Below are 13,745 nucleotides of genomic sequence, written 5' to 3'. Positions count from 1 at the left end.
TCATGAAAAATGCACCCCCAAATGTTCATTAGTTTAACCGAGGGGTTTTCTAATGTCCATTTTAAGGGGTGCAGTTCCTCTTGCCAGGGGGCTTTTTTTATTTTTTTTCCAAAAGGGGTTGCATACTGTGTATAGTGTGTATATACTGTGCTTAAGGATATACACACTATACACAATGATCACAGAGAGGGTGTAATTATGTTCGACTTTAAAAATGGCTGGGTAATCACCCGCAAGGAAATCACGCAGAACCGGATGATGTTTGTATGGGCGACCGCATTCATGCTGTACATGAGCTTGCTGATAGGAGGCATTTACCTTATAAGCGTTGATGAAGTTCTGGATTCCGGCTTAATCGACTTTATTATGCTGATATCGGCATTGATGCTGGGAACTGATTATTCCCGCCGGGCCTTCCGGATGATGCAGGAAGATATGTACAACGAGATGCTCGCCTACTATCGCACATTGCCGATCCCGTTCGCAGCGGTGCTGGGGAGCCGGCTGCAGCAGATGCTGATTATGTTCATTTATAACTCGCTTTTATTCTTCACCGTCATCTATGTGCTCGGTGCCCGGCATATCCCGGATATGACATTGAGCGGTTATCTCGCTTTTGCTCTTTCCTGGGCGGGTATCGGATTAATACTATTGAGCATCTACATTTACTGGGAGTTCACCACCAATTATAAGCAGTACCGAATGTATAACCTGATCGTACTGGCAGTGATTATTATCATTGGCGCTATCGGCTCATTCAGCAACTGGAATATCTCGGGTCAGCTGCTGCGTCAATCACTTCAAAGCGGACTGGCTTCACCGCTTCCCTGGATTCTGCTGGCAGCGGGAAGTGCGGCGATATTTATCGCATTTTGGATGACCGATCGGAAAGCCAAACGACGTGATCTGATGTGAATACGACACAGGGAGGGCAAGAAGTATACGATACGGAGGATACAACCATGAGAATACCGGTACAAATCAATGAGAACAGTGCAGAGCCGTTATATCGTCAGGTCGAAAACCAGCTGCGGGCCCTGATTATCAGCGGTCAGCTGGAAGAGGGAACCCTGCTGCCTTCGATCCGTGAATTTGCTTCTGATCTCAAATGCAGCGTCATTACGGTCCGCAGGGTCTATCAGGATATGGAAAATGAAGGACTGCTGCGGACAAGGCAGGGCACCGGGACCTTTGTCACCCGGGTCGAGCAGGAGACACGAACCCGAATGGGCGAGGAGAATATCAGGCAGCTCATGAGCGAAACGATTAACCGCAGTTATAGTCTCGGCTGGAACCGCCAGCAGCTCGAACAGCTTTTTCAGGAAATACTGGATACTCGTGAATAGGATTCTTAAACAGGAGATGATGGACAATGAACAGGACTACCACTTATGACATGAAGGATATTGGTGCAGCCGATATGGAGTCGGTTATCGTACTCAAAGACGTATGCAAGGGGCGCAGACAGCATATGGTCGGCCCACTGAACTGGTCACTGCCGCAGGGCTGCATCACCGCTCTCGTCGGTGAGAATGGTACAGGCAAAAGTACGCTGCTCCATATGCTGCTGCGCACCCTGTACCCGGATCGCGGAGAGATCAGTTGGTTTGGGCAGACAGTAGAGGGAGAGATGCCGCTTGAGCTTAGACAGCAGATCGCCTATGTATCGGAGAAGCCGTCACGTGAAGAAGACCGCATGACCGCTCGCAAAGCGGCCCAGTTCCGCTCTCAGTGGTACCCGGGCTGGGATCAGCAGCAATTTGAACAGATGCTGCAGGCATTCGATGTTCCGGCAGACGCACTGCTTTCCAAAATCTCCAAAGGGCAGCGTCAGAAATTCGAACTCGCTGCAGCGATTGCGGCCCAGCCGAGACTGCTGCTGCTGGATGAGCCGTCGTCCGGGCTGGACCCTTTTGCCTGGAAAGATATGATCGTTATGTTGAACCAGGCGATGGAGCAGGGAGACCTGACCATACTGATCACCACTCATCGGATGGAAGAAGTGCAGCGGCTGGCCGATTATGTGGTGCTGATGCATGAAGGACAGATCTGCGGCATGCAGGAAAAGGATGAACTCTATCAGCAGTGGAAGGAAGTATGGATCAATCCGGGACAGGATGTGCAGGCGCTGCAATGGCTGCGGGAATGTCCGGGCATTATCGAATGGGATGGTAAACCGGACGGTTCGGTGCGTATTATTACTTCCGATGCACAGACCCTTCAGCAGACAGCGGAAGAGAGCGGTATCATCACGCAGGTACACGGATTGGAATGGGAAGAACTGCTGTCCTGCTGGGTAAAGGATCACCATCTGAAAACAGGCAAGGGGGCACATTCATGAATCCGTTAATGCTGGATAACATCATCAAGCAGTATGCCGGGCATACCGCCGTAGATCATCTGTCGCTAGAAGTGGAAGAAGGCGAAATCTACGGACTGCTCGGAGCCAATGGAGCAGGCAAAACAACGACCATGCGGATGGTACTCGGACTCATTCACCCGGATGGAGGCAGCATCCGCTATCACGGACAGCCTTATCGTACCGAGCTGCAGTCCATGATGGGATATCTGCCGGAAGAGCGGGGATTATATCCCAAGGTCAAGATCAGCGATCAGATGCTGTATCTGGCCCAGCTGCGCGGGATGAAGGCAGCAGATGCCCGGCAGAGTCTCGATTACTGGCTGGAGCGCTTTGACGCGATGGAATACCGGGAGAAGCGAATCGAGGAATTGTCCAAGGGCAATCAGCAGAAAATGGGCTTCGTCGCTGCCGTGATTCACCGGCCGAAGATTCTGATTCTGGATGAAGCGTTCAGCGGTCTGGACCCGGTCAATGTAGAGATGCTCAAGCAGGTCGTACTGGAGCTGCGCAAGGAAGGTACCGCCATTCTGTTCTCCACTCACCGAATGGAGCATGTGGAGGAGCTGTGCCGGCATATTACCGTATTGCGCCGGTCCAAACCTGTTCTGCAGGGCGACCTGAATACGATCAAAAACAGCTATCCCCGTGAAAAGGTTGTACTGCGCACGTCTGGACAAGTACAGGGGCTGGAGACGATAGAAGGAGTCACCGAAGTGACCCGTCAGGACAACGGCCGTTATCTGATTCGGATCGAACAGGAGCAGGCTGCACAGCATATCCTGCAAATGGCCATGTCGCAGGGAGCGGTCGACCAGTTTGAGATCAAGGAACCGACGCTGAATGAAATCTTTATTAAGGTGGTGGGATCATCTCATGAATAAATTAGGTGCAGTTATCGGATTTACGTATCGGAACAAAACGAAGACCAAGGCTTTTCGCTGGACGACGCTTACCCTGCTGCTGCTGCTCGTGATCGGATTGAATGTTCCTTATTTTATCCAGTTATTCTCCGGTCAATCGGACAAGGATCTGGTTCGTATCGGGATCGCTTCTGGTTCATATACAGAAGTTGCCGAACAGATTCGCGAGAGCATGGGTAAGCAGCCTGCTAAGCCAGCTGCCGGAGACAGTAACAGCAGCTCAGGTGCCGGCATGGCACTGAATGGAAGCGAACAAACCCGGATCGAATGGCAGACCAAGCCTGCAGATCCTGCGCAGCTGGGCAAGCAGATCGAGGATGACAAGCTCGATGGTTATCTGCTGCTGCAAAAGCCTGCTGCCGGAGATACGTTCCCATCGATCACCTATGTCAGCAAGAAAAACAACCTAACTGTACAGAGTATGCTGCAGGCCGCGGCCCAGACAGCCAAGGTCCGCTCTGTCACTACCGGCCAATTGACAGAAGCACAACTGGATGAAATCAGCACACCGGTTAGCCTGACCCGGATCGCACTGGATGATATGGATCGTCCGGATGGCCAGCCGAGCCAGCTTACTCTGGAAAATTATATTCTCGTCTACCTGCTCATTATTCTGTTCTTCATCTCCCTGACAATGACCGGCAATATGATCGCTTCGGAGATCACGGCAGAGAAGAGCTCCAGAGTTATGGAGATTCTGATTACGAGCGTCTCGCCACTTACACAGATGTTCGGCAAAATTATCGGTATCTTCCTGGTGGGATTAACACAGATGGGGCTGTATGCAGCCGTGTTCCTCGTCCATCTGATGCTGCCCTATTACCAGCAGGTGCTGGCACAGTTTGATATTCATATCGGCAATCTGTCATGGGAAGTCGCCGTACTCGGACTGATCTATTATGTGCTGGGATACTTCCTGTACTCCACATTGTATGCGGCGGTTGGTTCCATTGTCAGCCGTACCGAAGATCTGGGACAGGCGGTATCGCTGCTCACCGTACTGACGCTGGCTGCCTTTTACATCGGAATCTTCAGCATGACCAATCCGGATTCGCTGCTGATGAAGATTTCTTCCTATATCCCGTTCTTCTCGCCGACGACAGCCATTGTACGGATCGGACTCGGTAATATGCCATGGTGGGAACTGACCATCTCGATCGTTATTCTGCTGATTGCGATCTTTGTATTCGGCTGGTTGTCAGCCAAGATCTACCGTACTGGCGTACTGATGTACGGCAAGCGTCCAAGCTGGAAAGAAATTCGTAAAGCGATGAAAGCCTACAAGATCTAAAGTGTTTCATACCCTACCATCAAAGGAGACCTAATCCCATGCAAATGAAACTCTGGAGAAAAATGCTTCTGTCCCTGACCATCTCAGCCAGCCTGCTCGCAGGTACATCCGCTCCAGCCATGGCCGCACCGCAGCCAACGATCGTCAAAGTAAATGACCAGAAGATCGATTATGGCACCGGCACACCGGTTATTAATGAGAAAACAATGCTCGTACCGCTCCGCTCCACGTTGAAAGCAATGGATGCCAAACTGACCGGCACGACCAAAAACAGCATTACTGTCGTTGTGAATGGCAAAAGCGTTACCCTGCAAAGCAAACTGACACAAATCGACGGTGTTGCCTATGTGCCAATCCGGATTGTCGGCGATGCAGCAGGCTACAAAGTCCACTGGGATGCGAAAACACGCACGGTCCAGATGATCTCCCAAAATGGTGGAGCCGCTACTGCGACTGCACCTGCATCGGAGACATCCCAGGCGGGCGGCCGTGGTTTCATGTGGGAAGTGGAGAGCAACGGCAACACCGTCTATCTTGTCGGCTCCATGCACCTGGCAGATGACAGCTTCTACCCGCTGCGCAAAGAATACGAAGAAGCTTTTGCCGAAGCCGATCATCTGGGTGTAGAGGTGGATATCAGCAAGGCAGCCGGTGAAGAGCAGCAAAAGCTGGTTATGGAAATGGGCATGTACCAGGATGGCAGCACCATCAAGGATCATATCTCCAGCGAGACATATGCCAAGCTCGGTGAGATTCTGAAGAAAAACGGTATGAAACCGGATGCCTTGGACCCTTTCAAGCCATGGGTGGCGGAAGTGACGGTCATTACCCTGAAGTCAGCCAAAGGTGGGTATGAAGCATCTGCCGGTATAGATCTGCATTTTATCCAGCAGGCAATGGAGCGCAAAATTCCGATTATCGAGCTGGAAAGTTATGAATCCCAGCTGAGCATGTTCAATAACTTCTCCCGGGAGCTCCAGGAGAAAAACCTTAATACCGCCCTGGATCATTACGATGAAGAGGATAACGCAATCGGCCATATGGCAGAAATGTGGAAAACCGGCAATGAAGAGGCGCTGCTGGAATTCACCAACCTTATGTCCGGTGACGCAGAATACAACCAGGCGATGCTGGTGGACCGGAATATCGGTATGGCGAACAAGATCGATGGTTATCTGAAAAATGGCAAAAAGGAAGAATACTTTATCGTGGTAGGTGCCGGGCATTATATGGGTGAGCATGGAATTATCCAGCTTCTGGAGAATAAAGGATACAAAGTCGTACGGAAATAATTGCTCCCCAAACAGGTTTAGCGCAGTAAAAATGTATATATGCAGTAAAGATGCATATATTAAGAATTCTTTGTTAAGAGGGAATTTGCAAAAGAGCTGTTTGATTTCAGGACAGCTCTTTCTTTGTACCTGAAAACTTGTTTATACTTGTGATCAAGGAGGAATATCCAATGAAAATCATGCACTCCACATCAGGAAACAAGCGACAAAAGACAAACCGTAATCACCTGCTCACTTCCGGTATGCTGGCAGCCCTACTTCTCGCCGGATGCGGACAGGACAGTACCAACAGCGCTTCACCCGTTACAACGAGTGAAGCAGCAACGACTGCGCCACAGCAAAAGGAGGAAGGAACAGACATGAAGGACAACAGTAATACAGCCAAGGGTACGACAGCAGGCAAATTGCGGGCGGAGGATATTCCGACAGCCCTGCTGTCCGGTCAGACCAGTCAGCTTTATGCCCAGATGACAAATGAATTCAAAAAGCAGGTATCCGAAAAAGATTTGCAGAGCTCCAAGTCCATGCTGCAGGGTATTCAATCCTTCAAGTCTCTGGGCGACGAAATCGAATTAAATGGTGAATTGAATGGATACATCCAGTACAACTGGATCAGCGATAATAACAAGCTGGGACTGATCAGCATACTGGAGAAGGATGGCCAGATCGCCGGCATGCAGTTGCAGCCGATCGAGCAGTTCCCGGCGACCGATAATACACTGTCCAAAACTACCTACCGGATGCCATTTGACGGGGAATGGTATGTATTCTGGGGAGGTACCAATGTGATACAAAATTATCATTATGCCGTAGAATCCCAGCGGTACGCCTATGATCTCGTACAGGTGAAGGATGGTATGTCCTACAGCGGCGATCCGGAAAAGAACGAAAGCTATTATGCATTCGGCCAACCGGTACTTGCACCAGCAGATGGCAAAGTGGTATCAATCGTCAATAATATCGCCGATAACGAGCCAGTCGGTGAAATGAATCCTAGGCAGCCGGGCGGTAATATGGTCGTGATCGATCACGGCGGTGAATATAGCATACTGGGCCATTTGCAAAAAGGATCGGTTACCGTAAAGCCAGGTGATTCTGTCCAGTCGGGCGATCCTATAGGCAAAGTCGGCAACTCCGGTAATTCCAGCGAAGCACATATGCATTTCCAGGTATCCAGCGGACCGGATATAATGACCGATCCATCGATCCGTATCCACTGGGTCAATGATCTGGACCCGGTCAAAGGCGAGACTGTCGACGCGACCAACAGCAAGATAGTAGAACCCGAATAATCATTTGGACGCCCAGGCATATTTGCCATGTTATAACTCACAATATCTTCTTGTTCTGCAAGAAAATATTGTGATTCCAAGGGGGATATGCAATAGTTAAAGAGACACGTCCAGCTTGGTCTGCATGCCGGGATTCAAAGGAAAAAGACAGCCCGTTCGCATCCAAAAAAAGATAATATTCAGAAGGAGTTTTGCGATGAAATCCTGGCACAAGAAATTACTGCCTCTGGTACTGGCAGCGGGACTGCTGACCACTGCAGCACCGACGATGGCTGGCGCAGCACAGCCGCTGGTCGTCAAAGTCAATGATCACAAAGTGGAATACCGCACCGGTGGTGCACCAACCGTACAAAAACAGACGACACTGGTTCCGCTGCGCTCCACCCTCAAAGCGATGGGCATTCAGCTGGTATCTGCATCCAAGGACAGCATCACCGTCATTGTGGATGGCAAAAGCATTAAAATCAAAAGCAAACCAACCCAGATCAAAGGCGTTACCTACGTGCCGATCCGTACCTTTGGCGAACTGCCGGGTTATGAGGTAAGCTGGAATGCCAAATCCCGTACGATCCAGCTGACTTCCAGTGCATCTGCACCGACTGCCGACGAACCGACCAGCAGCCCGGCAGCAGAGAGCACAACAAGCACAGACAATACTTCAATACCACCAGTACCAACGCCACCAACACCTGCGCCAGCCAACGCAAGTACAGCACCAACAGCAGAACCTACCCAGACCGGTGCGCGCGGCTTTATGTGGGAAGTGAAGAACAACGGGAATACCGTCTATCTGGTAGGCTCCATGCATGTGGCCGATGCCAGCTTTTACCCGCTGCGCCAGGAATACGAGCAGGCATTTGCCGAAGCGGATTCCCTGAGTGTTGAAGTGGATATTACGAGAGAATCGACAGAAGACTTCCAGAAGCATGTACTGGAGACAGGCATGTATCACGATGGCAGCAATCTTCGCAATCATATTTCTTCCTATACATACGAGAAGCTTGGCCGTATTCTGGAGGCCAACGACATGAGGTCCGGTGCGCTGGACCGCTTCAAACCATGGGTCGCCGAAATGATCGTATCCTCGTTTGCAACCGATGATTCCGGTTTTGATTCCGAACTGGGCATTGATCTGCACTTTATCAAAAAGGCTGCAGAGCGCGATATCCCGGTAGTCGGACTGGAGTCGGAAGAATCCCAGCTGCGGATGCTCAATAATTTCTCCGATGAACTGCAGGAGAAATTACTGTACGGCACACTGGCTTCATTCGATGAAAAACGCAATCAGGAAAGTGATGCTACCACCAAAGCAATGGCCGAGATGTGGAAGACCGGTGACGAAAAAGCGTTGATGGAAGTAACCAACAGCACCGTAGTGGAGCCGGAATACCACAAAGCGATCCTAGTCGATCGCAATATCGGCATGGCCAACAAGATCGATGGCTATCTGAAAAGCAGCAGCAACCAGCAGTACTTTGTGGTGGTCGGAGCAGCCCACTATCTGGGCGATGACGGCATTATCAAACTGCTGGAGAAAAAAGGCTACACCGTTACACGCAAATAATTTCAGTTAATACAAAAAAAGAATCAACGATGTATTCCGCTGCATACCAGGCATGGACACTGTCAAAAACCGCCAGACTCAATCATTGAGTCTGGCGGTTTTTTTGTATGGTTATTCTGTTCAATGATCCTTGAGAAGCTTTTTCTCCAAATAAAATATGGGCTATTTTATTTGAAATACATTTCATATCGATCTAGTGGTATTGGATAAGTGTATCGATGCCGCTGATCTGTTATTTGCTGGTGGTCATAAAGCGATTAATTAGATTACTAAGGTCAGTGGAATCGTAAGCATCATGAATGACTTTCCATTGCCCATCGATCTGCTGCAGCTGCATGGTGCCTTCCAGAGGAAGCTGTTCCTTGGTTCGATCCAGCTGGATGTTCATCTTGTAGTCAATTTCCATAATGCCTTTCACCTTGAGCACAGGATCAGCATGAAGTTCCAACTGCTGCGGACTTACTGGAGATTTCCCATGAATGGCCAATCGCAGCGGCACATCAAGCAGACGATTTTCCAGGGTATAGGTTAACGCTGATTCTGTAGCATACTGGAGCAGTTGATCATAGTGCTGCTGTATGGAAGGCGGGAGCTTGGGCGGATCGTCCGTTTCCGTAGGTATCTGAAACTCGATATCCAGATTTTTGTAGTCCGGTACGGTGTATTCGGTTTCTTTGTACTTCTTCGCCACTGCGATTGCGGCCTGTACCTGTTGTTCGCTTACTTTGTCCCCCTGCTTGCCGGCAGCTACGGATTCACCGGTAGTTGTTGCCGTGGGAGCCGTTGTGGCTGTATTGGTATCCGTATTGGCTGCTGGTTGGTTGCTGCTGGTTGCTGTGGGGCTGCTTTGCTGGGTGCATCCGAGCAGTGACGCACTCATCACCAGGGTTAGCAGCAGAAAAGTATACTTTTTCATATGTAATTGTCCTCCTTTTATGTCCTACATGGATGTTTAGAAAGACTTTACCATTAAAAGGAAGGCATTTCAAATCTGGCGGATATGGCAACAACGCTTGCAGTGGATACCTGGTATCCTGCAAGCGCCTAAGGAAAATCAGTATTTAGCAGCTGTGGAGCAGCAATCTAGAATTGGGCTACATAGTTAAATAATTCCGTATTATATTGATCGATCCACTTTTTGCCGGATTTCAGTTTATTATTGGCTTTATAAAAGAGAAGATCATCGCGCTTGGCTTTGCTAAAATATTTTTGCAGCAATTGAAAACCTTCCAGTTGCAGGCTTATCCCTTTAAGAAGATTTTGATGAAGCTTGTTCAATTTGGAATCAGCAGGGTTTACCGTTTTCATCAATGAAACGAATTTCTTATAGTTGGGTATAACGGAATGGGTCATACCGTTATACGATTGCACACGGGTCTTGACGGAATCCACACGGTATTTTTGATATGCCGTATTGGCCAGAGCTTCATATTTCCGGTGTTTTAGCGTCGTGGTTAAATAGATGACGTAATCATCATAAGCGTCCAGCATATCCGGTTCTACCAGTTCACGGTAGGCGCTCAGATATTGCTTCAAGTCTGCCTGAAGTGAAGGCTGGGTCAGAATATCTTCGTACATAATAGGAGCAACAGCAGATGAAGAGTCCGCAGCAGGGTCGGCAGAAGCGACGGCAGGCAGCTGGAATACAGTCGATGCCAGAAGTACACCGCTTAGTAGCCAAGTGATCAAACGATAATTTTTCAATGGTTTCTCTCCTTTAAATCTATGTATATTGTCTTCTTTCTTCATATCGGCAAAATGATGAGAAAATGGAATATCCAAGGTGAATTTGGGTAAAAGCTGTTATTTTTATTGTCATGTATGAAAAGGCCTGTGCAGGATACAGGTGGTTATTCGGCAGTTCGGAAGATACAATAGAACAAGGTGCTGTTCGCAGCCAAAGTTACCAAGGACAGGGAGAATGAATGATTGTGTATCAGACTACAGCCAAAACGTTAAAACGGCAGGTGTACGACCGGATAGCCGTTCAGGATGACGTTTACAAGCTTGAACTGATGAAAGATATCGATATTACAAGCAGCAGTCTGAACCGGACGCTGGATGAACTGCTGCATGAAGGTTGGATCGTCGAATCGGGTCTTGGACCGTCGACCGGTGGCAGAAGACCGACACTGTACCGGATCAATGCCGGCCACCGGTATATTTTCGGACTGGATATTTCGCGGATCTATTCGGTGCTGGGATTGTACGATCTGCGTATGAATGCATTATATACACACCGCTGGCAGATGGATGAACAGATGGAACCGGAAGTGCTCGCCGATTATGTCGCTGCCCGTATCCAGGAGGCGCTGGCAGAGCGCCATCTGAGCCGTAAACGGATTCTCGGCATAGGTGTTGGCGCTGTCGGCCCGCTGGATCACCGGCAGGGAACGATTGTGAGCCCGGCGCATTTCCCGGCAGCCGGCTGGCAAAATGTGCCGATCTGCCGGATGCTGACCGAGCGTACCGGACTGTCTGCCCGGCTCGATAATGGTGCCAATACAGCACTCATCGGAGAGCACTGGGCGATGCGGGAAGATAACATCCAGCATATGCTGTACGTCAATGCCGGAGCAGGGATTCGCTCGGCGATTCTGTCATCCGGCCAGCTGGTGAGGGGAGCGATGGACAAGGAAGGCGCCGTCGGACAGATGGTCGTCCAGGCTGGCGGTGCACGACTGCATGATGAAGGAAATTATGGTGCGCTGGAAGCCTACGTATCCATCCAGGCACTGGAACAGCAGGTACGGCAAAGGAGCATGATCGGTCTGGAACTCAGGGGAGCCGGAGAGCCACTGCAGCCGGAGCAGATTCATTTTGATACGCTGGTAAAGGCACTGAATGAAGGCAACCCGGTGCTGCGGGAGATGTTTAACCAGTCGGCCGGTTATATGGGAATTGGCCTCGCCAATCTGATCAATACGCTGCAGCCCGAAAAGGTCATTCTGGGCGGCGCGCTGATCAATGCGGACCCGGGTTACTATGACACGGCGATAGCGGTGGCGAAAAAGCAAATCTATGGCGAGGAACGCTTTCAGCCCGCCTTTTCTAGAGGAATTCTGCAGGACAAGGCCGTGTCGGTCGGAGCGGCGGTGATGATCATGTCGCAGATGGACATGTAATACAGATGTTAGCAGAAACTGGTTGAACGGCGATATCAATTGATGTCAGACCTGAGTGCATAGGAAGCAAGCAAGAAAGTAATTGACAATAATATACTACTGAAATAAGATATGGATATTGATAGACCGAGTAGGGATCAAAGCGAAGCACGCTGAATGTCTTGGGCATTTTGCGTGCTTTTTTTGTGCGCGATGACATCCGATCAGGAGAATGGGATTATTCGAAAATCCCGTTTCTTCCGATAAACATAAGGGATGTCCCGGCAGTGAGGCATCACAACAGACTGTCAAAATGAACCTACATAAGCCAGACATTCGTTAAAGTACGACCCAAGCATAATTGGAGGAATGAACGATGAGAATGAGAGCCCACCTGCGGCTCTACAACAGCCATTATTGATTGTGAGAATAATTTTCTTTCAAGCATCCTTATGATTACTGAGATATCGGCAAACTGGAAATGCTGGATATTCCGAAAAAGGTAATCGAAGTAAACATGCCCCGATTAGAGTATCGAGGGTGTAAGTAAGAAATGTACGGATTATATTCAGCAGTTCACCAAAATACGTATATGGGGGAAGTAACTATGCCAACCAAAATGATGAAAAAGACCATCCTGTCCGTGATTGCAGCTTCGATGCTGGCAATCAGTATTCCGGCGGCGCAGCAAACCAGCGCCGCTGCTTCATTCAAGGACGTTCCCGCATCACACTGGGCCAAGACCGCTATTGAACAGGCTGTTGCTAAAGGCTATTTCAAAGGCTATGCCGATGGTACATTCAAGCCTGGTGCACAGGTGACACGTGCGGAGTTCGCTGTACTGCTGGACCGGGTATCGACCAATCCGGCGACCGGCACAGCTGGAAGCTTTGCAGATTTAAGCGGTAGCTGGAGTGAAGCAGGTGTAAAAGATGCGGCAGCCAAAGGATTTATTACTTCTGCCGATTACCCGAATGGCTTCAAGCCTTCTACACCACTAACGCGCAAGGAAATGGCCAAATGGATGACGTCTGGTCTGGCTGCAGCAGATACGGATTATAAGCAGGCGATGAGCGATACGGCAGAGACTGTCATACCAGTAGCGGAGTACTTCAAAAAAACATTGTCCAAAAGTGACTATCCCTATGTATCGGTAGCTCTTGGAACTGGCTTGATGTCCGGTTATGCCGATGGGAATTTTGGTCCGGCCAAGACAACAACACGTGCGGAAGCAGCCGTTATTTTGATGAGACTGGCGGATGTGCAAAAGCAGGGAGCGGATACCTTTACCGGTTTGAAAGAGCTGAGAGCGGTGGGGACGACGGGGACGAACCTTAATGTTCTAACAAATCTAAACACAGGAGTTACCCCTTTTAAAAATGTACAATTTAAACCTATGAAATTTAGAAATGGTGGGGGACGTCTAACACTGAACTATTTCATTGTAGTAGATACACGGAATTGGACTAATAAGAAAGGGATTTATCAATCTGTATTTGTAGCTGACAGTGATGATAAAGGAAACGAAAACGAATATTACCGTGTGTATGAACAACAAACTATTTACCCTACAGTAAAAGAATTTAGTATAGGTAACTATATGAATTCCAGCTTAGATACTCTGGCTGTTGGTATGGCGATTCGCAATGATCTCCCCAAAAAATTTGGTTATCTGACATTGCCTACAACCGAAGCTAAAAAGGTTTTTAGTAAGTATGTAGGAAATGAATCTGGTATGAATGTATGGGTATCCAACTTTATTTCAGTAAAAAATCCACACGAAACCTATCAAGCAAGTGATGGCTCATTCTTTGGAATATCCAGTTAAGATATAGGTGAAAACATGAAAAGAAAGTTTAAGCTTCTATTACTAATTGCTATTTTAGCATTTGGTACAACAAATTTTATTGGGAATTCTGC

General features: G+C 48.9%; 12 protein-coding genes. 10 read left to right on the top strand and 2 right to left on the bottom strand.

From position 1 onward, the window contains the following. Positions 1-198 precede the first annotated feature (198 nt). From WH45_RS21115 to WH45_RS21080, 8 genes are all read left to right on the top strand, one after another. Positions 199-915: an ABC-2 transporter permease gene (locus tag WH45_RS21115; protein WP_046216382.1), complete on the top strand. Its 717-nt coding sequence runs from the start codon at positions 199-201 to the stop codon at positions 913-915. Positions 916-962: 47 nt separating this feature from the next. Then, positions 963-1,346 carry a GntR family transcriptional regulator gene (locus WH45_RS21110; RefSeq protein ID WP_046216381.1) on the top strand — a complete coding sequence of 128 codons (384 nt, stop codon included), beginning with the start codon at positions 963-965 and terminating at the stop codon, positions 1,344-1,346. Between the two features lie 26 nt (positions 1,347-1,372). Continuing rightward, positions 1,373-2,341 (top strand): ABC transporter ATP-binding protein, encoded by a 969-nt coding sequence (locus tag WH45_RS21105; protein ID WP_235338443.1) that lies wholly within the window; start codon positions 1,373-1,375, stop codon positions 2,339-2,341. Beyond that, positions 2,338-3,243, top strand: coding sequence for an ABC transporter ATP-binding protein (locus WH45_RS21100; protein ID WP_046216380.1), 906 nt, complete (start codon positions 2,338-2,340; stop codon positions 3,241-3,243). The genes WH45_RS21105 and WH45_RS21100 overlap by 4 nt, the downstream gene beginning before the upstream one ends. After that, the gene (locus WH45_RS21095) at positions 3,236-4,573 is read left to right on the top strand and encodes an ABC transporter permease (RefSeq protein ID WP_046216379.1); all 1,338 of its coding nucleotides are present in this window, start codon (positions 3,236-3,238) and stop codon (positions 4,571-4,573) included. Before WH45_RS21100 ends, WH45_RS21095 begins: the two co-directional genes overlap by 8 nt. Positions 4,574-4,617: 44 nt before the next feature. Next, on the top strand, positions 4,618-5,865 hold the full coding sequence (locus WH45_RS21090) for a TraB/GumN family protein (RefSeq protein WP_046216405.1): 1,248 nt from the start codon (positions 4,618-4,620) through the stop codon (positions 5,863-5,865). Between the two features lie 170 nt (positions 5,866-6,035). After that, on the top strand, positions 6,036-7,157 hold the full coding sequence (locus WH45_RS21085; RefSeq protein ID WP_235338442.1) for a M23 family metallopeptidase: 1,122 nt from the start codon (positions 6,036-6,038) through the stop codon (positions 7,155-7,157). A gap of 196 nt (positions 7,158-7,353) precedes the next feature. Beyond that, a complete protein-coding gene (locus tag WH45_RS21080) occupies positions 7,354-8,721 on the top strand; it encodes a TraB/GumN family protein (RefSeq protein ID WP_046216378.1) in 1,368 nt (455 codons plus the stop codon). 232 nt (positions 8,722-8,953) lie between these two features. Here WH45_RS21080 and WH45_RS21075 read toward each other — a convergent pair whose 3' ends face one another. Both WH45_RS21075 and WH45_RS21070 read right to left on the bottom strand, forming a co-directional pair. After that, on the bottom strand, positions 8,954-9,637 hold the full coding sequence (locus WH45_RS21075; protein WP_046216377.1) for a hypothetical protein: 684 nt from the start codon (positions 9,635-9,637) through the stop codon (positions 8,954-8,956). Positions 9,638-9,804: 167 nt separating this feature from the next. Then, positions 9,805-10,425: a hypothetical protein gene (locus tag WH45_RS21070; protein ID WP_046216376.1), complete on the bottom strand. Its 621-nt coding sequence runs from the start codon at positions 10,423-10,425 to the stop codon at positions 9,805-9,807. Positions 10,426-10,646: 221 nt separating this feature from the next. Here WH45_RS21070 and WH45_RS21065 point away from each other — a divergent pair, with 221 nt between their 5' ends. Next, complete coding sequence (locus tag WH45_RS21065) at positions 10,647-11,846, top strand: ROK family protein (RefSeq protein ID WP_046216375.1); 1,200 nt, start codon at positions 10,647-10,649, stop codon at positions 11,844-11,846. 586 nt (positions 11,847-12,432) lie between these two features. Then, positions 12,433-13,653: an S-layer homology domain-containing protein gene (locus tag WH45_RS21060; protein WP_052723898.1), complete on the top strand. Its 1,221-nt coding sequence runs from the start codon at positions 12,433-12,435 to the stop codon at positions 13,651-13,653. Positions 13,654-13,745 lie beyond the last annotated feature (92 nt).

Origin of the sequence: Paenibacillus wulumuqiensis (assembly GCF_000971965.1) — a bacterium.
Taxonomy (GTDB): domain Bacteria; phylum Bacillota; class Bacilli; order Paenibacillales; family Paenibacillaceae; genus Saccharibacillus; species Saccharibacillus wulumuqiensis.
This window is presented reverse-complemented; position numbering and strand designations above follow the sequence as displayed.